General features: G+C 53.4%; 19 protein-coding genes and 1 other RNA gene. 17 read left to right on the forward strand and 3 right to left on the reverse strand.

Annotated features, from left to right (window positions below):
• Positions 1-148: 148 nt before the first annotated feature.
• Positions 149-1,423, reverse strand: coding sequence for an aspartate aminotransferase type Ic (locus BT142_RS10670; protein ID WP_072418184.1), 1,275 nt, complete (start codon positions 1,421-1,423; stop codon positions 149-151).
• Positions 1,424-1,761: 338 nt separating this feature from the next.
• Here BT142_RS10670 and rnpB point away from each other — a divergent pair.
• From rnpB to BT142_RS10710, 8 genes are all read left to right on the forward strand, one after another.
• Positions 1,762-2,109: RNase P RNA component class A (gene rnpB, locus BT142_RS10675), an RNA gene on the forward strand.
• Positions 2,110-2,333: 224 nt separating this feature from the next.
• The gene (locus BT142_RS10680; RefSeq protein ID WP_072418185.1) at positions 2,334-2,933 is read left to right on the forward strand and encodes a hypothetical protein; all 600 of its coding nucleotides are present in this window, start codon (positions 2,334-2,336) and stop codon (positions 2,931-2,933) included.
• Positions 2,934-3,068: 135 nt separating this feature from the next.
• Positions 3,069-3,710, forward strand: coding sequence for a class D sortase (locus tag BT142_RS10685; protein WP_242940031.1), 642 nt, complete (start codon positions 3,069-3,071; stop codon positions 3,708-3,710).
• Complete coding sequence (locus BT142_RS10690) at positions 3,707-4,645, forward strand: hypothetical protein (RefSeq protein WP_072418187.1); 939 nt, start codon at positions 3,707-3,709, stop codon at positions 4,643-4,645. The genes BT142_RS10685 and BT142_RS10690 overlap by 4 nt, the downstream gene beginning before the upstream one ends.
• Before the next feature lie 317 nt (positions 4,646-4,962).
• Positions 4,963-7,302 carry an ATP-dependent Clp protease ATP-binding subunit gene (locus BT142_RS10695; protein WP_175545494.1) on the forward strand — a complete coding sequence of 780 codons (2,340 nt, stop codon included), beginning with the start codon at positions 4,963-4,965 and terminating at the stop codon, positions 7,300-7,302.
• Positions 7,303-7,313: 11 nt separating this feature from the next.
• Complete coding sequence (locus tag BT142_RS10700) at positions 7,314-7,985, forward strand: response regulator transcription factor (RefSeq protein WP_072418188.1); 672 nt, start codon at positions 7,314-7,316, stop codon at positions 7,983-7,985.
• 253 nt (positions 7,986-8,238) lie between these two features.
• Positions 8,239-8,982: a hypothetical protein gene (locus BT142_RS10705; protein ID WP_072418189.1), complete on the forward strand. Its 744-nt coding sequence runs from the start codon at positions 8,239-8,241 to the stop codon at positions 8,980-8,982.
• Between the two features lie 10 nt (positions 8,983-8,992).
• Positions 8,993-9,841, forward strand: a complete 849-nt coding sequence (locus BT142_RS10710) for a sensor histidine kinase (RefSeq protein ID WP_072418190.1) — start codon at positions 8,993-8,995, stop codon at positions 9,839-9,841.
• Positions 9,842-9,933: 92 nt separating this feature from the next.
• Here the strand turns inward: BT142_RS10710 and BT142_RS10715 are convergent, their stop codons facing one another.
• Positions 9,934-10,581 carry a potassium channel family protein gene (locus tag BT142_RS10715; RefSeq protein ID WP_092983156.1) on the reverse strand — a complete coding sequence of 216 codons (648 nt, stop codon included), beginning with the start codon at positions 10,579-10,581 and terminating at the stop codon, positions 9,934-9,936.
• 279 nt (positions 10,582-10,860) lie between these two features.
• The gene (locus BT142_RS10720) at positions 10,861-12,234 is read right to left on the reverse strand and encodes a TrkH family potassium uptake protein (RefSeq protein WP_072418192.1); all 1,374 of its coding nucleotides are present in this window, start codon (positions 12,232-12,234) and stop codon (positions 10,861-10,863) included.
• 722 nt (positions 12,235-12,956) lie between these two features.
• Here BT142_RS10720 and BT142_RS10725 point away from each other — a divergent pair.
• From BT142_RS10725 to BT142_RS10765, 9 genes are all read left to right on the forward strand, one after another.
• Positions 12,957-14,231, forward strand: coding sequence for an amidohydrolase family protein (locus BT142_RS10725; RefSeq protein ID WP_072418193.1), 1,275 nt, complete (start codon positions 12,957-12,959; stop codon positions 14,229-14,231).
• Between the two features lie 686 nt (positions 14,232-14,917).
• The gene (gene rny / locus BT142_RS10730) at positions 14,918-16,495 is read left to right on the forward strand and encodes a ribonuclease Y (RefSeq protein WP_072418194.1); all 1,578 of its coding nucleotides are present in this window, start codon (positions 14,918-14,920) and stop codon (positions 16,493-16,495) included.
• Positions 16,496-16,561: 66 nt separating this feature from the next.
• Positions 16,562-18,097: an O-antigen ligase family protein gene (locus BT142_RS10735; RefSeq protein WP_072418195.1), complete on the forward strand. Its 1,536-nt coding sequence runs from the start codon at positions 16,562-16,564 to the stop codon at positions 18,095-18,097.
• 22 nt (positions 18,098-18,119) lie between these two features.
• A complete protein-coding gene (locus tag BT142_RS10740; protein ID WP_072418196.1) occupies positions 18,120-18,632 on the forward strand; it encodes a hypothetical protein in 513 nt (170 codons plus the stop codon).
• The gene (gene acpS, locus BT142_RS10745) at positions 18,629-18,991 is read left to right on the forward strand and encodes a holo-ACP synthase (protein WP_072418197.1); all 363 of its coding nucleotides are present in this window, start codon (positions 18,629-18,631) and stop codon (positions 18,989-18,991) included. The genes BT142_RS10740 and acpS overlap by 4 nt, the downstream gene beginning before the upstream one ends.
• Before the next feature lie 4 nt (positions 18,992-18,995).
• Positions 18,996-20,513, forward strand: coding sequence for a bifunctional ADP-dependent NAD(P)H-hydrate dehydratase/NAD(P)H-hydrate epimerase (locus tag BT142_RS10750; RefSeq protein ID WP_072418198.1), 1,518 nt, complete (start codon positions 18,996-18,998; stop codon positions 20,511-20,513).
• Positions 20,514-20,560: 47 nt separating this feature from the next.
• Complete coding sequence (locus BT142_RS10755) at positions 20,561-21,043, forward strand: hypothetical protein (RefSeq protein ID WP_072418199.1); 483 nt, start codon at positions 20,561-20,563, stop codon at positions 21,041-21,043.
• 125 nt (positions 21,044-21,168) lie between these two features.
• On the forward strand, positions 21,169-21,762 hold the full coding sequence (locus tag BT142_RS10760) for a hypothetical protein (protein ID WP_072418200.1): 594 nt from the start codon (positions 21,169-21,171) through the stop codon (positions 21,760-21,762).
• Between the two features lie 9 nt (positions 21,763-21,771).
• On the forward strand, positions 21,772-22,584 hold the full coding sequence (locus tag BT142_RS10765; RefSeq protein ID WP_072418201.1) for an AraC family transcriptional regulator: 813 nt from the start codon (positions 21,772-21,774) through the stop codon (positions 22,582-22,584).
• Positions 22,585-22,597: the final 13 nt, after the last annotated feature.

Here is a 22,597-nt window from a genome sequence, read left to right on the forward strand (position 1 = left end):
TACTGTTTTTCAGATGTTTATCGGAGAGTGCTTCGGCACTCTCTTTTTTTGCCCCCGCAGAGCTTTCCCGTACAAACACAAAGCGGACAGTTTTCACGCTGTCCGCCTTATGTTTTGCTATATTCTTAATGGAGTTTGGTTTACTTTATCATGCGCCCAGAACTTCCGCAGATGCCAGCTTGACAGCCAGAACGAAGATGTCCATAGCCTTCTGGAGCTCCTCAACAGAGGGGAAAGTCGGTGCGATGCGGATGTTCTTGTCGTCGGGATCCTTGCCGTAGGGGAAGGTAGCGCCTGCGCCTGTCAGGGTAACGCCTGCCTCCTTGCACAGCTGAACGATGCGCTTTGCGGTGCCGTTCATGCCGTTGAAGCTTACGAAGTAACCGCCGTTGGGGCTGTGCCACGAACCCATGCCTGTGCCGCCCAGCTCGCGCTCAAGGGTGTCAACGACTACCTTGAATCTCGGCTCAAGAACAGCGCGGTGCTTCTGCATATGAGCGGTAACGTTCTCGAACTTGCCGCCGAAGAAGCGGACGTGTCTGAGCATATTGAGCTTGTCGTGACCGATGGTCTGGATGGTCATGGTGGACTTCACGAAGTCGAGGTTCGCCTTAGATGCGCCCATTACCGCAACGCCGCTTCCGGGGAAGGTCACCTTAGAGGTGGAAGCGAACATATATACCATGTCCTCGCTGCCGTTCTTTGCGAGCTCGTCGTAGAGGTTCAGCAGCTTGTCGGGGGTGTCGGTCAGGTGGTGGATGCAGTAAGCGTTATCCCAGAAGATGCGGAAATCCTTAGCTGCGGGCTTGAGAGCTGCCATACGTCTTACAGTCTCGTCCGAGTAGGTGATGCCTGTGGGGTTAGCGTACATCGGAACGCACCAGATACCCTTGATGCTCTCGTCCTCAGCCACCAGACGCTCTATCATGTCCATATCGGGGCCGTTCTCGTCAACGGGAACGTTTATCATCTCGAAGCCGAACAGCTCGGTGATAGCGAAGTGTCTGTCGTAGCCGGGCACGGGGCAGAGCCACTTTACCTTGCCGCAGTCCTTCCAGGGGGTAAGACCCTTGCCTGCGCCGAAGGTGTAGCAGCGCGAGATGCAGTCATACATGATGTTCAGGCTTGAGTTGCCGAACACGATGACATTCTCGGGGGAAAGTCCCAGCATCGGTGCGAAGAGCTCCTTAGCCTCCTTGATGCCGTCCAGTCCGCCATAGTTGAATATGTTCTTGTCAGTCTCCGCGAAATCCGCCGCGGTCAGGCAGTCGAGCAGTCCTGCCGACAGTGCCAGCTGTTCAGCGCCGGGCTTTCCTCTCGCCATGTTCAGCGAAAGTCCCAGTGCCTTGTAGTCCTCATACTGTTTCAGAGCCTCTGCCTTGAATGCTGCGAGCTCCTGCTTAGTCATTTCCTGCGGTCTCATTGTACCAATTCCTCCATCATACTGATTGCTGATAATCTGATTTTACAGTGCTACTATATTATATACCAAGAACAGCAATTTTGCAAGTGTTTAATCTAAATCTTGCAAAAAAATCATGATATTTCACATACAAAACCGCGTTTTTTGACCTAATATAGACATTTCACCTAACAAAAATGCAAAAAGTGCCGTCCGCGATGAATCGAAAACGTGAAAATGATTCATTCCCGTCCCCGCATAAAGCCTGAAAATCGGCGGAAGATATGCAATAATTTGGAATACTTTTTTTGAAAAAACCTATTGACAACGATTTCGTAATGTGCTATAATAAAATACAGCGAGTTGGCTGTACGGCAGCGGTGTGCATCAGCACACTGAGGAAAGTCCGAGCATCGCAGAGCAGGGTAGTTGATAACGTCAACCGAGGGCGACCTCCGAGCCAGTGCAACAGAAATATACCGCCTTCTGTATAGAAGGTAAGGGTGGAAAGGCGAGGTAAGAGCTCACCGGAGCGTCAGTGATGACGCTGCCATGTAAACCTTACCCGATGCAACGCCAATGGCAGTGGTATGTTCAATGGCTGCTCGTCAGAGCATACGCTGTAGGCGGCTGGAGCTGTGCGGCAACGTACAGCCAAGATAGATTGCCGTACTCGACAAAACTCGGCTTACAGGTCGGCTCGCTTAACATGATATCATTTTTCGTCAACGCCGCAGCGTCTTTGTAGTAGTGAGACGGATGCAGATGTTAACGAATCAGATATATAGTTTGCACAAAAAATCGAAAATCGACAGGTTGAATGATGTACAAGCCTACAAAAGTGAGCAAATTGTTATCAAAACTGTTGCATTCCGTAAATTTGTGTGATAGAATAAGCATATCAGATATTATTTTTTGGGAGGAAAATATTATGAAATTCACAAAGGTTTTAACTGCATCCGCATTTGCAGCTGCAATCGCTGCTACAATGGGCATCTCGGCTTCCGCAGCTACCTGGCAGGAAGCTGTACAGGCTGCTAAGGACTGCGGCGTTCAGTCTCACAACGTTCAGGAGCTGTCGAACTTCCTCGAGCCTAACGCTTCCAAGTTCACTGCTGCTCAGTACGACGATATGATCGCTGACATGAAGGCTGTATCTGACAAGTACGTTGCACCTAAGGCTACCGAGCTGTTCAACAAGAAGCCCGGCGACCTCACTGAGGATGAGAAGATCCAGATCGGTAAGACCTGGAGCGAGGATGACAAGCAGGCTATCATCAACGACCTCGTAGCACTCGGTGCTAAGTACAACGTTGAGGTAACTGTTACCAAGGCTGACAAGGCTCACTACAACGTATCCGCTAAGATGAAGGACGGTTCCGGCACACAGACTACTACTACCTCTGCTGTTGCAGGCACAGGTGCTGAGGCTGCTGAGACCGGCGCAGGAAACGCTGTTGCATTCGCAGGCGTAGCTCTCGTGCTCGCTGCTACCGGCGCAGTTATCGTTTCCAGAAAGAACAGAGCATAAGCTCTAAACAAAAGAACATTTCGGAGTGATTTTATGAACAGACCTTCTGCAAAAACCGCAGCAAGGAGTCATCATCAAAAACATTCTTCGTCGAACAAGGTGTTAAGGGCATTCACTTTTGTCCTTACACCTTTTTTGATATTGATAATCGTGTGCAGTACATTGCTGCTCGGTCTCGCTAAACCTTACTCCTACGCAAAGCCCTATCTGCGCCTTGTGTTCGACGTTGAACAGCATGAGGCTGAGAGCAAAAGCATCCGCACACTCAATAAATACCGCGATGATGACGCTCCCCTGCAAACAAAAGATATCAAGGACGACGAAACAGGGCAGACCCATACCATGATCTACCCCTACTACGGCGATTACTACGCGACTATCAACTGCAAGAACGCCGGAATGAAGGATATCAAGGTCTACAGCGGTACTACCGACGACGTCCTGACCTGGGGCGCAGGCTGGTATAACGGCTCGGTCTACATCGGACATGAGGGAAATGTCGTTATCGCAGGTCATAACCATACCTCCTTCTACCACCTGCCTAACTGCAAGGTCGGCGATGAGGTGACTCTCGAAACTTCTTACTGCAAGCTGACTTACGTGGTATCCGATATCGAGGTGTTCCATCAGAGCGACCTCACCTATATCCGCCCCTGCGACAGGGACATCCTTACCATGTATACCTGCTGGAACAACGGCAGACTCGGTATGAGTGAATACCGCCTCGCAGTCATCTGCGACTGCGTGAAGCGTGAATGGAAAGAGGTGAAGGAATGAAACGTCTGTATCACTACCCATTCATCCTTCTGCTGACGATACTTGAAGTCATCTCGCTTATCGGGTTCGAGTGCTCGTGGTTCACGCAGAACGTTCTTTTCAAGTCAGATATCTACCTGACAGCTGTCAACGATGAGAATATCGGTCAGGTCATCTACGACGACCTCAGCGAGACTTTCACACAGTTCGCGATGCCGACAGGTATCCCCGCCGAGGTGTTCATCGACACCCTCGACCCTGCATATCTTCAGCAGTGCGCTGAAAAGAATATCAAGGATTCTATCGCGTACCTTACCGACCCTAACGCCGCAAAGCCTCAGATAGAGTACGATTTCTCCACTATCGACCAGAGCATCACAAGCTACATCGAGAACTACTCCGATGAAAACGGCATCGAAAGGGACGCACAGTACCAGAAACTGCTCGACAATACCATCAAGGTGTCTCACGAACAGATCGAAGCGAAGGTCGATGTCCTGATGCTCCATCAGTTCTCAAGCGGTGCGGTCGCTCCCAAGTGCCATAAGTACTCAAGATATGTGGGATTCCTCATGCTGTGTACGGGCGTGGCTTCGATATTCTTCCTGCTGCTGATAATCATCACGGATATCAAGCACCCGAGAGATCTGCCCTACTGGCTCGGAACAGCGCTGATGTGCAGCTCCGCGGTGCTGCTGATACCCTCGCTGTACCTGAAAAAGACGAACTATTTCGACTCGTTCATAATCAGGAACACGAACATATATCAGAGCGTGACTGCCACACTGAAAGCCATGCTGGATAATATCATCATCTTCCAGTATATCGTCCTGCTGATCGGCGTGTGTCTGTTCATCCTGACGATAATAATACACTTCTTCTTTGTGAGAAAAGTACGTAAGAACGCCTCGAAAACATCGAGAGAGTTTGAATACGACGACGATGACGAAGATTAAGAAAAACCCCGAGAGATCGGGGTTTTATTATATCCCCCCGCCAAATGAAGCGTGTTCGCCGGAGTCCGAGCGGGACCGATGCCACCGCGTCGGTCAGGTTACGGGGGCAGAAACCCTTGGTCAAGAGCGCAAGAGTGAAACTCTCGTTTTCGCCAAAAGCGAAACAAAAAACGTGTCGCTCCCTCAGATGAAAATACTGTGAAAACACTTGAAAAATCAACGTATTTGGTGTATAATAAAATATTATAAGCTAATAAAAGCACTTGCATCGGGCAGACTCCCCTGCCCCGAAAAAATCCGGAAAAGAGGGATATGTAATGTTGATGTGTACCAATTGCGGAAAAAGACCTGCCGTAGTGTTCATCTCCCAGATGAACCAGAACGGCGATACACCCCCTAACGAAGGCGGAAACAAAAGACTCTGTATCGTCTGCGCCAAACAGGCAGGTATTCCCCAGATAGATGAATATATAAAAAGAATGGGTCTGACCGACGAGGATATCGAGGAAATGGAGAACCTGACCTCCGAACTCCTCGACGACGGCGACTCCTTTGAACAGGGCGGCTCGAATACCCTGCCCGAACTTTTCAGCGACCTTATGGGCAACGTTGAGAAAATGCTCGGCGGCGTCAAAAAGCCTAAACAGGAAAGCGATGACCTCCCTGCCGAACTGGCGGATGAGGACGCTCCGAAAACAAACAAGACCGAGAAAAAACAGCCCAAGTCCGCGCCCAAGCGTGAGCCGAAGCTGAAATTTCTCCCGACTTACTGCACAAATCTCTCCGAAAAGGCCGAGAACTCCGAACTTGACCCCGTTATCGGCAGAGAACGCGAGATCGACCGCGTTATACAGATACTCTCGCGCCGCCAGAAGAACAATCCCTGCCTTATCGGTGAACCGGGTGTCGGCAAGACCGCTATCGCAGAGGGTATTGCTCAGAAGATACAGGCAGGCGAGGTTCCCTTCGACCTCAGAAACAAGAGGGTCTACCTGCTGGATATGGCGGCACTCGTCGCAGGAACACAGTTCCGCGGTCAGTTTGAGAGCCGTATGAAGGGTCTCATCGACGAGGTCAAGAAGCTCGGAAATGTCATCCTCTTCATCGACGATGTTCATTCGATAGTCGGCACAGGCGACTCCGAGGGCAGCATGAACGCCTCGAACATCCTGAAACCCGCACTTTCCAGAGGCGAGGTACAGGTCATCGGCGCGACTACCTTCAAAGAGTACCGCAAGTACATCGAGAAGGACGCGGCGCTTGAAAGACGCTTCCAGCCCGTCACCGTCAAGGAACCGACCGTAGCCGATACCGTCCTCATGCTGGACGGTATCAAGAAATACTACGAACAGCACCACAGCATCAGAGTTCCCGAGAATATCGCCCGCGAGTGCGCAATCCTCTCGGAAAGATATATCACCGACCGCTTCCTGCCCGACAAGGCTATCGACCTGCTGGATGAAGCCTGCGCTTACGCGGCTATCAGAAGCAAGGCTATCGAGGGCTTCAAGCAGACCAACGTGGACTACTCGGAAGCCGAGGAAGCGCTGACCGAGCTTGAGGGCGAGGACGCTCCCGATTACGAGAAGATAGGCGAGCAGAAAATGAAGGTGCTCACCCTCAAGGAACAGCTCGACAAGTTCAAGGCGGAAGCCGATGCGACAGAAGTCACCGAGTCCGACCTCGCACACGTTATCGAGGTGTGGACGGGTATCCCTGCCAACAAGATCGAGGAGACCGAGTACGCGAAGATCCGTCAGCTCCCGAAGGCGCTCTCCGACCGCGTTATCGGTCAGGATGCGGCTGTCAGCGCTGTCTGTGCCGCAGTCAGAAGAAGCAGAGTCCACCTTTCGAAGCGCATCAGACCTGCGTCCTTCATCTTCGTGGGACCTACGGGCGTCGGCAAGACCGAGCTTGTAAAGGTGCTTGGCGAGACACTTTTTGACGAGAACGAACCCCTCATCAGGGTCGATATGTCCGAATATATGGAGCGCCACAGCGTCTCCAAGCTCATCGGTTCGCCTCCGGGATACGTGGGCTTCGACGAGGCAGGACAGCTCACCGAAAAGATACGCCGCAGACCCTACAGCGTGGTGCTCTTCGATGAGATCGAAAAGGCTCACCCCGACGTCATGAACATCCTGCTCCAGATACTCGACGAGGGCGAGATTCACGACGCACAGGGCAGGCTTGTCAGCTTCAAGAACACCGTTATCGTTATGACCTCCAACGCAGGATCCACCTCGAAGGAGACGGGCGTCGGCTTCAACAAGACCGATGCGGAGATCAGCCGCGACAGAGCTATGAAGGCACTGGGCGAGTTCCTGCGCCCCGAATTCCTCGGACGTATCGACGAAGTGGTGGTATTCTCGCCGCTGACCGAGGACAACTACGCGAAGATCGCCGGGCTGATGCTCACCGAGATGAAGGAAGCCCTCGAAGAACGCGCCATCACCACAGGCTGGAGCGAGGAAGCCCTCAAGGTCATCGCTCACAAGGCTTACGGCAAGAAGCTGGGCGGCAGAGACATCCGACGCGTTATCCGCACCGAGATCGAGGATAAGCTCAGCGAGATGATCGTCGAGAAGGGCGAAGGCGCCGTTGGCATGGTATTCATCGGCGAGGAGAACGGCGAACTCACCATCAAAGCGGAGTAAGGAGTGATAGTATGCCGAAGATCGCGGTCATCGAGGACGACAGCGAGATAAGCAGGATACTCACCGAACTGCTCGAATCGAACGGCTATGAGACGATAAGCGCCCTTGACGGCGGCAGAGCGTCGATAATGCTGCGCGAGGAACAGCCCGATCTGGTGCTGATGGATCTGATGCTCCCCTACAAGGACGGCGGCACGCTGATCGCCGAGCTGAGGGAGCGTTCGGATGTGCCCGTCATCGTCATCTCCGCCAAAAGCATGATGGAGACAAAGCTCGAAATGCTGAGGATGGGCGCGGACGACTACATCATCAAGCCCTTCGATCTGGACGAGGTGCTGGTCAGGGTCGAGGTGCAGCTGAGAAGAAGCGGCGCGGCGAAGCAGAAAAGCGTCATCGCTTTCGGACGGCTGAGATTTTTCACCGAGGAGAACCGCGCAGAAGCCGACGGCAGACCGCTGACGCTGACAGCGAAGGAACTGACGCTGCTGAGGTTATTCATTGAACAGCCCAAGCGCGTCCGCTCGAAGGCGGAACTGTACGAGCTGGTGTGGGAACAGCAGTATTACTGTGAAGACAACACTATAAATGTTCACATGAGCAATCTTCGGTCGAAGCTGAGAAAGGCGCTGGGCGACGATTGCATCGAAACGGTATGGGGCATCGGATACCGTATGAAAGAGTGAGAACGGCACCGCAGTCAGGCTCGGCTGCGGTGCTATTTTCACATCGGGCGGCAGTCGTGAAAATGACGATATTGCAGAATTTCAGAGTTAAAAACTACAGATTATAGCCCTTTTTTTCACTGTTTTTAAACAGTATTAACGAAGTGTTTGTTAAAAGATTGATAATATCTTGACAAAAAAACTCAAATATGCTATTATGTAAATGTCCGATATAGGGACGGTAATTTTTGATATTGTTAAGGAGACTAAAACTATGAAACTGAAAAAGTCTATCGCATTTCTCGCAGCTCTTACTTTCGCAGTGACCGCTTTCGTTGGCTGCGGCGAAAAGGAAGATAAGGACGAAGACAAGGATTCCAAGACCACTTCCGCAGCTGCTGAGTCCAAGGAAGAGACCAAGGAAGAGGCAAGCTCCGAGGATGCCGCTGCTGACACTTCTTCCGAAGAGACAGGCGACGCTTCTGCTGACGCTTCCGCTGACGACGCTTCTTCCGAAGAGGCTGTAACCAGCACCGCTGACGATTCCATGGATCTTTCCGCTATGTTCAATGAGGTAACTATGCCTGCAACCGACGCTGCTGACTCTGCTGAGGCTGACTTCGTAGGCAAGTGGGAGTGCTACTGCATGGGCGCTGAGGGCGCAGCTTACGACTCCATCATGGGTATGCCTCTCTACGCTATGATCCACATCGAGATCAAGGCTGACGGTACAGGCGAAGTTGCAAGCCTTTCCGGCGCTGACGCTTCGGCTCCCGACGTTACCACTCTGACCTGGAAGTACGATTCCAACGGCATCACCGTTGATTCCGACGGCGAGACCCTCAAGGGCGTTATCACTTCCGAGGGCTACCTGCTCTTCACCTCTGAGGACAGCAGCGACGTTACTCAGCTCTTCCTGAAGAAGGTTGACGAGTACACCGAGTTCGATATGGAATCATTCACCAACGATATTGCTGCTAGCTTCGGCATCGAGTCTGACGCTGCAACCGCAGAATAATAGACGGTAAATGCTCCGAAAGACCTTTTTGCTCAAGCGGCAGCTGAGAAAACTGGCTCTCGAGATCGACCGTGCCCGTGAAATGGGTTACGACCGTCAGGTGAGAGTACAGCTTATCGACGACGACCTCATAGAGCTTGCGGCTGCGATAAACCGCTCGCTCGACCGCCAGAAACAGCTCAAATTTGAAGCCGAGGCTGCCGAACAAAGCCTCAGACGGTCGGTGTCCGACATCGCTCACGACATCAGAACGCCGCTTGCAGTCATAAAAGGCGACCTACAGCTTATCGAGCGCTCGGGTGCGCTCACGGGTGAGCTGAAAGACTACCTTGACACCTGTCTCGAAAAGACCGAGACGCTGAAAGAAATGACCGACCGCTTTTTCGAGCTCGCAGTGCTCGAAAGCAGCACCGAGCCTATCCGCCTCAGACGCATCGACCTGACCTCCGCGATGATGGAGTTCATACTCGAAAATGAGGGCAGGATACGGATGGCAGGAATCGAGCCCGAGATCTCGCTCCCCTCAAAATCGGTCTTTATCAGCGCCGACCCGCAGATGCTCGGGCGTATGCTCGGCAATCTTCTCGGCAACGCGCTGAAATACTCGGACGGCGACCTGAAACTCGCCGTTACAGAGGACGGCTGCGTCCGCTTCGCAAACAGCGTCAGCGGCAGTATCCCCGACACCGAACGATTGTTCGACCGCAGCTACCGCGCCGACAGTTCGCGCAGCGGCGGAGGTGCAGGGCTGGGGCTCTACATCGTCAGGATACTCGCAGAAAAGCAGAACGCCGAGGTGGCGGCATCGCTCGATGGCAGCACCATTGAGATAAGCGTAAGGTTTAAGGTATCGGAATAAAAAAACAGCCTGTCGTTCCTTTCGGAGCGGCAGGTTTTTTGCGGTCTTAGAAACATGAAAGCCTGTCGTCCGTGAACGGCAGGCTTGTTTTATTACTTGAGCAGCTTCTTGATGGACTCCTTCGTGCCGAGAACGAGTATCTTCTCGCCCTGAGCGAAACGGTGGTCGGGGCCAGGCAGAGCGTCGAACTGACGGTCGGACTTTATCGCCAGAACGTTTACGTTGTACTTCTGACGGACGTTCTGCTCGATGATAGTCTTGCCGTACCAGCTTTCGGGCACGTTGACCTCGTAAAGCGCGTAGTCGTCGCTGAGCTTGAAGTAGTCGAAGATACCCTCCGACCCGAAACGCATCGCAAAGCGCTCCGCAGTCTCGCGCTCGGTATAGATGACCTCATCCGCGCCGTTTCTCAGCAGGAATTTCTTATGAATATCGCGGCTCGCACGCGCGAAAACGTAGTGCGCACCCATCTCCTTCAGCAGGCAGGTGGTCTCCAGCGAGCTCTGGAAGTTATCGCCTATCGCCACGATGCAGACGTCGAAGTTGTTCACGCCCAGCTCCTCAACGAACTGAGGGTCGGTAGCGTCGCCTATCTGCGCGTCAGTGACGTATTTGAGCGCGTCGTTCACGCGGTCCTCGTTGATGTCGATAGCGAGCACCTCGTTATTCTGCTTTGTCAATGTTTTTGCCATATGCTTGCCGAACCTTCCGAGTCCGACAATAAGAAATGAACGAGCCATTTCACTTTCCTCCATTAAGTTTATTTACTTTGTGCGGGTATTAGCCGGGGGAAACCTTTCTGAAGAAAGGTTCTCCCCCGGCCCCCCTTCCAAAGACTTTTAATATGTTGTTCGTTTGTTGTGGTCGGTAAGATAGTCCCTTGACATTTCAAGAGAGACCGTCTGAAAAACACACACAATGATGCGTTAACCACCATTGAACGTCTTTTTGCAGGCAGAAGCTATCTATGAGTAGACGACCAACACAAAATGGTGAAGACGTTCTACAGCCGTAGCATATCAACCTACCATTATTTTTTCTTCGGGGAGCTGGGATCTTGCGTGGACGCCGCTTCCTGCGAGCGAGACGATGAAAGTCAGACCGCCGATTCGGCCGAAGAACATCACGAGCGTCACGATGAACACCGACCAGTGGGACATCTGGGACGAGATGCCCATCGACAGACCGCAGGAGCTTATCGCCGACACCAGCTCGAACACCACAGGCGTGAGGTCGAGACCGTCGATAGCCGTGATAAATATTGCGCTGACCGTCACCACGATAAGATACAGGGTAGTCACGCAGCAAGCGTTTCTGACCGTTTCCTCGTCGATACGCCGCCCGAACAGCTCAACGCTCTTGCGCTTTCTGAACACGCTGACGATGGTCATGACCATGACTGTAAAAGTAGTGGTCTTGATACCGCAGGCAGTCGAGCCGGGAGCTCCGCCCACGAACATGAACACAAGCATCATCATGATAGTTGCGGGCTTCAGTTCGGCGCAGACCAGCGGCGCAAAGCCCGCGTCGCGTCCCGAGGTCACAAGCATCGAGGACACGAGCACCTTATCGCCGATGTGGTCAAGGTCGCGAAGGGTGTTGTTCCACTCAAGAAACAGCATCACGAGAAGTCCCACAATGTAGAAAATGAGCGTTATCACAAGGATTATCTTGCTTTGCAGGCGGTACTTTTTAAAGTGCAGCTTGTTAGTCCTGATGTCGTCCCAGGTCAGGTAGCCGATACCGCCGATGTTCAGCAGGATTATCAGCGTGAGGTTCACCAGCAGGTCGGTGCGGACGGTTATCATCGAGCTGCCGGGCTCGAATCTGCCCATCAGGTCGATACCTGCCGTACAGAACGCCGAGATGGAGTGGAAGAGCGCGTAGAAAACGCCCAGCCCGAGCCCCAGCTTCGGCACGTAGTGGAAAGCGAGCAGCAGCGTGCCCACACCCTCAAAGATGATAGTACCCTCAAGGATGAAGCGCGTCATCTTGACGATGCCGCCGCTGTTGATCCCGCTGACCGATTCGCGCATGGTAACGCGTTGTTTCAGACCTATTTTCCTGCTCGTGAATGACAGAGCGAATATCGCCATCGACATGAAACCGATACCGCCTATCTGGATGATGACGAGTATCACAGCCTGCCCGAAAAGCGACCAGTGGGTGTACACATCGTAAAGCATCAGACCCGTACCGCTTAGGGCGGAAGTCGCGGTGTAACAGCACTCCAGGTAGTTGGTGAACTGCCGCTCTCGCGAGCTTACGGGAAACATAAGTACCAGCGCCCCGACCAGTATCAGCAGCAGATACCCCCAGACGAGGTACTGTGTGAAGGTGAGTTTTCTCTTGAAGGCGGTGAACTTATCTGCAATTCTTGAGACCTTTTCCATAAATCTCTTTTCTCTTTTCGCAACTTTCTTTCATTATAGTGTAAATTAGTGTATAATCGTTCCTCATAATTATACACCCGAGAGGCGGAAATGTCAAGCATTTAACCGTTTCTTAACGAAAAATAGAGACTGGCATAATAAATCCACTGTCCTGCCGCCTCGGGCGGATTTTATTACAGAAAAGTTACAGGAAAATATTTGGACTGTTGAAAAAATCGGCTCCAAACGCAAAAAAATGTTGAAAACCCTGTTGAAACTGTTAAAAACTCACGCTATAAACGCTTTTTTAAACATCAGGGTTTTCAAACAACAGTTTAAAGTCCCCCTACAGGGACAGTTGAAAACCTTCCGAAAGTGTGAACAATTTTCTAAAAGTACAGAAAATCGGCGTTTTCAGCGTGTTTTTGCCCAAAAACCAATTTTTTCGCACAGAAAATGCCATGTAACCTCACGGTTACGAAAGAGTTACAGCCAAATATTCGTACAGTTGAGAAACTCTTTGAATGATCCAAATAATGTTGAAAAAGCTGTTGAAACTGTTAAAAACCCATGCAAATAAACACTATTTTGATTCAACAGCTTTCAAAAGGCTGTTGAAAAGTCCGTATTTTCACCCCCACTGTAATTTCTTTGTAACCAAATCCGTAACCGTTTCTTGACAACGCAAAGATAACCTGTTATAATAGAAATATAAAAATTATTTTTAGAAAACGGTGATATATATGATAAGGATCAAAAATGCACTCGTAATGCCCATGACAGACGGCATAGCTATCGAAAAGGGCGAGGTTTGGACAGAGGGTGACAAGGTCGCATTCGTCGGTCAGCCAGACGCGAAAAAGTTCGCAGACACGCGGTTTGAGCGCGAGATCGACGCTGACGGCGGACTCGTGATGCCCTCCTTCAAGAACGCGCACACCCACTCTGCGATGACCTTCCTGCGCTCCTACGCCGACGACCTCCCGCTTCAGGAATGGCTTTTCAACAAAATTTTCCCGATGGAAGCGAAGCTGACGGGCGACCACATCTACTGGCTCTCAAAGCTGGCGATCCTCGAATACCTCACAAGCGGCGTGACAGCCTCCTTCGATATGTATTTCGAGCCCGACGCTTACGTGAAAGCCAACATCGAGAGCGGTTTCCGCACAGTGCTCTGCGGCTCGATAGCGGGCGAACCCTCGAACCTCGACAGGCTCGACGGCTATATGCAGAAATTCAACGGCATCAGCCCCCTCATCAGCTACAGACTCGGTTTCCACGCCGAGTACACCGCAAGCTACGAACTGCTCGAAGGCATGGCCGAACTCGCGAAGAAATACCGTCAGGGCGTCTCCACCCACAACTCCGAGACCGCCAAGGAAGTCCGCGAGTGTATTGAAAAATACGGCAAGACCCCGACCGAACTGTTCGACAGTCTGGGGCTGTTCGAGTTCGGAGGAAGCAGCTTCCACTGCGTTCACCTGTCGGATAACGACATCAGCATTTTCCGCGACAGAGGGCTGTACGCGGTCACCTGCCCGGGCTCGAATTCAAAGCTGGCGAGCGGTATCGCACCCATCGTGAAGATGCACGACGCAGGCGTGAAACTGGCGGTCGGCACCGACGGACCTTCCTCCAATAACTGCCTCGATATGTTCCGCGAGATGTTCCTCATGACCGCGCTCCAGAAGCTGAAACTGGACGACGCGGCGGCGTGCCCTGCCCAGTGGGTGCTGGAAGCTGCGACGACAGGTTCGGCGCACGCGATGGGACTTGAGGACTGCGATAACCTTGCTGAGGGCAAGCAGGCAGACCTCATCATCATCGACCTGAATCAGCCGAATATGCAGCCGCTGAATTCGATCGCGAATAATATAGTATATAGCGGCAGTAAGCAGAATGTGATGCTGACGATGTGTGCAGGTAAAGTCCTGTATGAACGCGGCGAATTCAACATAGGCACAGACCCCCGCGAGATCTACGCAAAAGCCAACGAGATCATAACCTCAATGAGCTAACGCCCCTTCCGAGCTCAAAATAAAAGACCAAAACAAATGAGCTTCGATCCCGTGGGTCAAGCGCCACCGCGCTTGGCAGAGTCCAGAGGCGGCAGCCTTTGGTCAAGAGCCCGAGAGTGAAACTCTCGATTTCGCCAAAGGCGAAAAAGCCCCCCAAAAAAAAGCGTACGCCCGAACATAAAATCGGCAAATCCCGAGAAAACGCCAAAAAAGTCGCAAACCAAAAGACCCAAACACATTATCAAGAACACATATGATTTGCCTATTTTATTTTGGCGAGAGAGCGCAAGCGATTCGAGCCAAACCCCCGAGCCGCTCGCCAAGAGCGGCAATAGACCCACACCCCCAAAACCACCCGAAAAACCGGCAAGAACCCCCGCAAAACACCCCCGCAATTATTTTTGGATTTTTTATTAAAAGTAGAAAAAATACCTTGACAAACGCAGGAAAATATTGTACAATTAAATTATGCATTATGTTTTTTAAAATATCGTGCCGCAGGTCAGACCTTGACGGCGTTTACGTTTTGATAAAATAAAAATGCTTGTATCTTTAAAATTTCATATGAGCGGAACATTAAGACTTTGAAACAGAGCGATCCGTAAACGCGAAAAAAACGCGCGGATACCGCAGAAAACAAAGCTCAGATGTGTTCCGTGCTTTCAGAGAAGGAGGAAGGCTATACAATGGGAACATTTGGTGTAGTAGCACTCTGTTTCGCCATGCTTGTTATCGGCGCAGCCGCAGCCGGTTACATATTCTATAAGCAGGGCTTCAGCAAGGGTGTCGAATACCGCCGTACTACAGCCGAGGCAGCAATAGGTTCAGCCGAAAAGGAAGCCGAAAGACTGCTCGCCGAGGCTCAGAAAAACGCTGAGTACATCAAGAAGGAAAAACTCGTTGAGGCAAACGACCAGATCAACAAACAGCGCCAGGAAGCTGAAAAGGAGATCAAGGAACGCCGCGGCGAAGTGTCCAGACAGGAACGCCGTCTGAATCAGAAGGAGGAATCTCTCGATAAGAAGATGAACTCCCTTGAGCGTAAGGAGGATCAGCTCCAGTCAAAGCTCAAAAAGGCAGACGATAAGATAGCCGAAGCTGAGAAGATCAAGGAAAGCCAGCAGGCAGAACTTGAAAGGATCTCTCAGTTCACCGTCGATCAGGCTAAGGAGTACCTGCTCGCAAGCCTCGACGACGAACTTACTCACGAAAAGGCCGTAAGGGTATCGGCTTACGAGGCACAGGTCAAGGAAGACTGCGAGGCAAAGGCAAGACAGTACATCTCTCTCGCGATCGCACGCTGCGCCGCAGATCAGGTATCCGAAGCCGCAGTTTCGGTGGTAACACTTCCCAACGATGACATGAAGGGTCGAATCATAGGACGCGAAGGCAGAAATATCCGCGCGATCGAGACCCTGACGGGAGCCGACCTTATTATCGACGATACGCCCGAGGCTATCACAGTTTCGTGCTTCGATCAGGTGCGCCGCGAGATCGCTCGCATAGCACTCGAAAAACTTATCGCAGACGGCAGGATCCATCCTACTCGTATCGAGGAGATGGTCGATAAGGCAAGACGCGAGGTTGAACACAGGATCAAGCAGGAGGGTGAGAGAGCCGTGATGGAAACAAACGTTCACGGACTTAATCACGAACTCGTGAAGCTGATAGGCAGACTCCGCTACAGGACAAGCTATCGCCAGAATGTTCTCGATCACTCGATCGAGGTTTCGCACCTGGCAGGAATGATGGCGTCCGAGCTGGGCGTTGACGCTAACCTTGCAAGACGCGCAGGTCTCCTGCACGACGTGGGTAAGGCCCTGAGCTACGAGATCGAAGGTTCTCACGTTCAGATAGGCGTTGATGTCTGCAAGAGATATAAGGAATCTCCCGAAGTGATCCACGCTATCGAGGCTCACCACGGCGACGTTGAAACACGCACCGTTGTGGCAGCTCTTGTACAGGCGGCTGACGCTATTTCGGCGGCAAGACCGGGCGCACGAAGCGAGAATTACGAAAACTACATCAAGAGACTTGAAAAACTCGAAGAGATCTGCTCCTCGTTTGACGGCGTAGAAAAGACTTACGCTATCCAGGCAGGCAGAGAGGTCAGAGTTATGATCAAGCCCGAAAAGCTCAATGACGAAAAAATGGTGATCGTAGCAAGAGAGATCGCTAAGAAGATCGAAAACGAGATGAATTATCCGGGACAGATCAAGATCAATCTTATTCGCGAAAGCCGCGTCGTTGAATACGCAAAGTAAAAAAAGTTAAGGGCGGACATAAGTCCGCTCTTTTCATTTGATTTATCCGACAGGAGTGAATTGAATATGGCAAAGAAAAGCGCTACTTACAGCGCAAAAACAGATACCCACGCCGAACATAAACATCTGTTCGGTTCGAGCGGAAATTCCGACTTCATCGTTAATATGACCCCCGAGGGAACACATAAGCTCTGCGGTATCTACAGCATCATCGCTATGCTCCTCGTGGCGCTGTCCAGCGTGCCTTACTACATCTCGAAGGCTGTGGGCACAGGCAGCGACTACATGATGCTCAGGACAGAAAACAACGAGACGCTCATCTTCCTCATCATGACCCTGCTCATCGCGTCGGGCTTCATCGGGATGCTTATTTTCATGATAGCCTGCGTAAAGAGAGAGGTCGTCATCGGCAGGAATAAGGCGCTGCTGCTCTTCGCGCTGTCGCTCGTTTCATCGGTGATCTCGACTATCGCATCTGCCGACCGCGGAACGGCTTTCTACGGATACCTCGACCGCGATGAAGGTCTTGTATCCCTCGTGGGCTACCTCGGATTCTTCACCATCGGCATCTGCCTTACCGACGCTGACTGGAGACGCCGCGCCGCCAATACCGTTATCGGCATCGGCACCGTCAACGCCGTCATGGGCATCCTTCAGAGCATCCCCGCTCTCTCGAAGTGGATTCCCAGCTACTATAACTACCTGTTCCTCGGCTACAAGTCCAGCGTGCGCGTCGCCGAGTACTTCAACGCTTACGCCGCTTACGACGCTTCCTACGCCGCCGACGGCTTCACCTGCTCGCCTTTCGCTCTTGCGGCTATGCTCACCATCGCATCAGCCTTTGCAGTCAACAAGGCGGCTCATACCGACAAGACCGCTTCGCGCATCGTCTGCCTCATCTGCACAGGCATCATGAGCGGCGCTGCCATCGTGACCCAGACCTTCCCCGCTATGCTGGGAGTGGGCTGCGTGCTGCTTGTCACCCTCATCACCTCCGCCGCTTCAAAGAGCGGCAAGACCGCTGTCATCACCTCTGCACTGGCACTGGCGGCAGCAGGCTGCATCGCGGCAGGCATAGTTCTTACCGACAACTTCCGCATGAGCAACGAACAGATAATCTTTACCGACTCCTTCGAGCGTCTCGGTATCGCCTTCAATGCCCATACCGAGCACGATGACAGCATCTATTCCGCCCTCTGGTATGACGGCACTCTCGTGTTCAAGGAGTACCCCGTGATAGGCGTGGGTCCCGACAACTGGGGAGCTATGTACATGAACGGCTACGGCATGGAGACCGACCGCACCTACAATGAGGTATTCGATACCGCCATCACACGCGGCGCAATCGGCGCGGTCATCTACCTTGCGATCATCATCCTGACCTTCGGCAAGGCTTGCAGACTGCTGAAAGCCGCCTGCACCGGCAAGGCTGACAAGGCGGTCGGCATCGGCGCTTTCACCGCGTTCCTCTGCTTCTTCATCCAGTCGATGTTCAACACCACCTCGGTCTGCTCGACCCCCTACTTCTACTTCACCATCGGTCTGATATGGAGCTACGAGGCTCTGAACAGGCTCTTCCCGAAGAAAAAAGCAGAAAACTGAAACGACAGGAGCATAAAGATAAATGGACGTTTTCAAGGAATTCATCGTCAAAAAAGAGATAGGCACCCGTGAGAGGCTGAGCATACTGTTCATCATGGTGGGAGCGGTGGCTCTCGGCTTCTCGTTCATCGGACTGCTTCTGGGGACGGCTCTGCGGAGCATCAGCGTGATACTCGCCCTCGGCTGCGGCTGGGGCGGCTGGAAGCTGGTGACAAAGTTCTTCGTCGAGTACGAATACGCCCTCACCAACAAGGATCTCGACATCGACAAGATCACCAATCAGGCATCCCGCAAGCGTCTCTGCACCGTTGACATGACAAAGGTCACCGAGTACGGCAGAATAGACGAGGATTTTGCTGTGGGCGGCGATGAGACTGTTGTGCAGGCGACCGCGAACAATCCCGAGCTCACCGACTTTTTCCTCAGATTCGATCACAAGGATCACGGCAAGACCGTCCTGCTCTTCACCCCGAGCACCGAGCTGATGGATCTCATCATGACAAGTGCCCCGAGAAACGCAAGGAACAAACTGTGATCTACGGTATCGGCTGCGACATCACCGAGATCGCGAGGATGAGGCGGGCTGCCGAAAAGGAACACTTCGTCAGACGCGCGTTTTCCGAACAGGAACGTCAGCGCTTTGACGGGATGCGCGACCCCTGCGAGAGCATGGCAGGTGCGTGGGCTGCCAAGGAAGCCTTCGGAAAGGCTCTGCACACTGGCGTTTCGGGTTTCTCGCTCGACGAGGTGAGCGTGCTGCACGGCGAAAACGGCGAACCCTATCTCGAACTGACGGGCAACGCCGCAAAAGCCGCCGAGGGGCTCACCGTCCACATCTCCATTTCCCACGAACATGACTACGCGCAGGCGTTCTGCGTGTTAGAAAAGGACTGATAGTATGGATAGGATACTTACTCCGCAGCAGATGAAAAATGCCGAGTCAGCAAGCGCTGAACTCGGCGTTTCGCTTTGGGATCTGATGAACAACGCGGGCGAGGCGCTGGCGGACTGTGTGTACACCCTCGCCAGCTCGGACAGCGCTGAGCCCGTCAGGGCGGCTGTGCTCTGCGGCAGCGGAAACAACGGCGGCGACGGCTTCGTCTGCGCCCGTCAGCTTGAAGAAAACGGCCTCAAGGTCACCGTCTACCTGCTGGGCGAGCCAAAGACAGACCTTGCAAAACGCGCATTTACGCTTTGCGAGGGGATGGATATCCGCCGCGAGACGGATGACGAACTCTTCAAAGCCGACTTTATTATCGACTGTGTGTTCGGCACGGGATTCCACGGCGAACTCAGTACGGAACTGAAAGAGCTCTTCGGCAGGATACAGGATTCGGGGGCGAAGCTCATCGCCTGCGACTGCCCCAGCGGCGTCAACTGCATGACGGGTCAGGCCGCCGTGGGAACGCTGAGATGCGCTCACACCGTGACCTTCCACGCGGCGAAGCTGGGTATGTGCCTGAAACCTGCGAGGGCTTTCTGCGGCGAAGTCACCGTCCGCAGCATCGGCATCCCCGCGGGGTGGGAAGAACGGCTCGCCGACCCGACTCGCATTACCGAGCCACTCGCCTACGACCTGCACCGCGCACTCCCCCTCCGACCAGAACACAGCCACAAGGGCACTTTCGGTCGGCTGCTGATGGTCTGCGGCTGTGAGAGCTACATCGGCGCGGCGGCGATAGCGTCGAGGGCTGCCCTCCGAAGCGGCTGCGGCATCACCGAACTCGCCGCCCCGAAGGAGGTCATCCGCACCATTGCAGGCACGGCTCCCGAGTGCGTCTACACTCCCCTGCCCTGCGATGAGGACGGCTTCATCACCGCCGACGCCCTGCCGATACTCCTCGCCCACGCGAAGAACTGCACCGCCGCGGTCATCGGCTGCGGACTCGGGCAGACCGAGGGCACGGCGGCAGTCGTCGAGGGACTTGTGAAAAACCTCGAAATACCGCTTATTATCGACGCAGACGGAATAAATCAGCTGGCGAAGAATATAGATGTACTGAGGGACAAGAACTGTGAGGTGTTGCTCACTCCGCACATCGGCGAGCTGGCACGGCTCTGCGGCGTAACTGCGGCGCAGGCTTCCGCCGACCGCTACGCGCTTGGGCTGGAACTTTCGGCGAAGTACGGCGTCACCGTCCACGCAAAGGACAGCACGACGCTGACCTTCTCGGAGGGCAGCTGCCGCGTCTCGAACTTCGGCTGCTCCGCGCTGGCGAAGGGCGGCTCAGGCGATATGCTGGCAGGACTGACAGGCTCGATGGCGGCGCAGGGCGTACCGCTTGAGACCGCGTGCAGGCTCGGCTCGTACATCATGGGACGCACCGCCGAACTTCTCTGCGAGGGCAGCTCGCCCGCGGCTGTTACCGCCACCGACATCATCGCGGAACTGCGGCATTCGCTCATGGTCTTGTGAACCGAACTCTCCCCCTCATCCGAGGGGGATTTTTTTGGAGGTACACTATGAAGATAACCTGCGTTTGTCCGTTCGTCTGCGCTGCGGCAGTCATGCTCTGCTCCTGCGGCGCAAAGTCCGCCGACCCCGACCGTCCTCTGCCCGAGAATTTCTCGGTAACCGCCGAGATGACCGACGGCGATTTCGCCTGCACCGCCGAGATGACCCGCTCCGCAAATGGCTGGGACATCGTCATGACCGCCCCCGAGACCGTCGAGGGTGTCAGCTTCCACATCACGGGCGAGAACATGACCATCCGTTCGGGTGAGCTGAGCTTCACCACGCCCCACGAGGACATTTTGCAGGCTTCACCGGTCCGACTCACCGCGGCGGTTCTCGACCGATGCGTTAAGCACCGCACCGAAGGCGAGCTCTACGGTCAGCACTACGCCGCCGAACTTGACGGAGGACAGCCCGTTCAGCTGGTGGCGGGAACAGATTTTTCGGTAACTTTCTGCGATTTTTCTGAGGTAAACGATTACGACACTTGAAAAAACGTGCGCAATATGGTATAATTAATCAAGGACAAGCGTTTTCGCGAAGTCCGCCGACCGCAGGCACCGCTTTCGGTCGGTACGGAATACAGACGAGACACAATTGAGGACAACAATATCAGATGAGATTCACAGGAAGATTTTACGGCAGGATGGCGATCTTCGCAGGGGGCTTCACGGTGCTTTCAAACCTGCTGCTGCAAACAGCCTTTGACCGCGTGACTATCGACCACGAAAGTTCGCAGACGGTATGGTTCATCGTTCTGCCAGTGTTGTTCGCGGCCGCCACCTGCGCTTTCTGCCTGTGGATGGCGGTTCACCACACGAACGTACTGCGAAGGTACGAGTGGCATCTGAAAGACGGCAGGGAAAAGATGTTCTATCTGCTGTTCGCGGCGGTACTAGTCGCGTTCACGGCGGCTGATATGGGCTTTCTGCTCAGCAAGCTGATACCCATCATCGACAACTCCCTCGCCTACGCAGTCAAGGACGCACAGATCAGAAACACAACGCCCGAGATCGAAGCCGCACAGATAGCCGACCTCGAAAAACGTGCCGCAGATTACAGAAAACTCGCAAAGATAATGGCTGCCTGCGTGCTTGGGGTCAAGAGTGCTGCATACATCATCGCAGCGCCGAAGCTCACAGCAGTTTACCGCGACCCGCCCGACTACTGGAGCGGAAAGAAAAAATGGCAGAAGGTCAAGAGGATATAGGAGGAGAATATGTATTTTTCAGATTTCCCGATCGTCGGCGGCGAAACAAGACTGCCGATATATCTGTTCACAGCAGGCCACAACCTGTTTCAATACCACGTCATCCGCAACGAGGGCTACTATCACCCTCAGATAATTTTCTGCACCAAGGGCAGCGGCACACTCATCGTTGACGGCGTTGAGTACCGCATCAACCCGAACTGCGGATTCTTTCTGCCCAAGGGCTACCCCCACGAGTACTACACGAACGGCGATGTGTGGGACACCTACTGGGTCGCAGGCGGCGGCGACGGCTTCTACAATATGCTGGAAACGATGGAGCTCACGACGCCGAAAGTGTTTAAGCTCGGCGACGTTTCGCGCCTTGAACGCATCCTCAACCGCATCCACGAGACGCTGACCGCCGACAGCATTTTCGGAAACTACCGCGCATCGGCGCTGCTCTACGATTTTCTGATTGAGTTCTACCGCATCATCTCGGGCGAAGAGGAGCAGTCCAAGCCCTCCGCACCCCTCGTCCGCGCTATCGACTACATCAACGGACATTTCAGCGAGAAGATCACGATGGATGATCTGTGCAACGTCTCGGGCGTGTCCAAGCAGCACCTCTGCCGCCTGTTCCGCAAGTCGATGAACTGCCGTCCCACCGAATACATCGCGAAATGCCGCATCAAAGCCGCCAAGGAGCAGCTCATCACCACCGAAAAGCCCGTCGAGGACATCGCGGTCGAAACAGGCTTCTGCACGGCAGGCTACTTCTGCAAGCTCTTCAAACGCCACGAGGGCTGCACGCCCGGCGAGTACCGCACGGGGCTGCATTGAGTGTGCTTTTCTC

Origin of the sequence: Ruminococcus sp. YE71 (assembly GCF_900119155.1) — a bacterium.
Classification (GTDB): Bacteria; Bacillota; Clostridia; order Oscillospirales; family Ruminococcaceae; genus YE71.

Bases quoted from the DNA above. Each gene is read 5' to 3' on its own strand.
- BT142_RS10700 (WP_072418188.1), top strand. From the start codon at position 7,314: ATGCCGAAGATCGCGGTCATCGAGGACGACAGCGAGATAAGCAGGATA.
- BT142_RS10670 (WP_072418184.1), bottom strand. From the start codon at position 1,423: ATGAGACCGCAGGAAATGACTAAGCAGGAGCTCGCAGCATTCAAGGCA.
- BT142_RS10740 (WP_072418196.1), top strand. From the start codon at position 18,120: ATGGACGTTTTCAAGGAATTCATCGTCAAAAAAGAGATAGGCACCCGT.
- BT142_RS10715 (WP_092983156.1), bottom strand. From the start codon at position 10,581: ATGGCTCGTTCATTTCTTATTGTCGGACTCGGAAGGTTCGGCAAGCAT.
- BT142_RS10765 (WP_072418201.1), top strand. From the start codon at position 21,772: ATGTATTTTTCAGATTTCCCGATCGTCGGCGGCGAAACAAGACTGCCG.
- BT142_RS10680 (WP_072418185.1), top strand. From the start codon at position 2,334: ATGAAATTCACAAAGGTTTTAACTGCATCCGCATTTGCAGCTGCAATC.
- BT142_RS10695 (WP_175545494.1), top strand. From the start codon at position 4,963: ATGTTGATGTGTACCAATTGCGGAAAAAGACCTGCCGTAGTGTTCATC.
- BT142_RS10690 (WP_072418187.1), top strand. From the start codon at position 3,707: ATGAAACGTCTGTATCACTACCCATTCATCCTTCTGCTGACGATACTT.
- BT142_RS10705 (WP_072418189.1), top strand. From the start codon at position 8,239: ATGAAACTGAAAAAGTCTATCGCATTTCTCGCAGCTCTTACTTTCGCA.
- rny (WP_072418194.1), top strand. From the start codon at position 14,918: ATGGGAACATTTGGTGTAGTAGCACTCTGTTTCGCCATGCTTGTTATC.
- BT142_RS10735 (WP_072418195.1), top strand. From the start codon at position 16,562: ATGGCAAAGAAAAGCGCTACTTACAGCGCAAAAACAGATACCCACGCC.
- BT142_RS10710 (WP_072418190.1), top strand. From the start codon at position 8,993: ATGCTCCGAAAGACCTTTTTGCTCAAGCGGCAGCTGAGAAAACTGGCT.
- BT142_RS10725 (WP_072418193.1), top strand. From the start codon at position 12,957: ATGATAAGGATCAAAAATGCACTCGTAATGCCCATGACAGACGGCATA.
- BT142_RS10760 (WP_072418200.1), top strand. From the start codon at position 21,169: ATGAGATTCACAGGAAGATTTTACGGCAGGATGGCGATCTTCGCAGGG.
- BT142_RS10720 (WP_072418192.1), bottom strand. From the start codon at position 12,234: ATGGAAAAGGTCTCAAGAATTGCAGATAAGTTCACCGCCTTCAAGAGA.
- BT142_RS10755 (WP_072418199.1), top strand. From the start codon at position 20,561: ATGAAGATAACCTGCGTTTGTCCGTTCGTCTGCGCTGCGGCAGTCATG.
- BT142_RS10750 (WP_072418198.1), top strand. From the start codon at position 18,996: ATGGATAGGATACTTACTCCGCAGCAGATGAAAAATGCCGAGTCAGCA.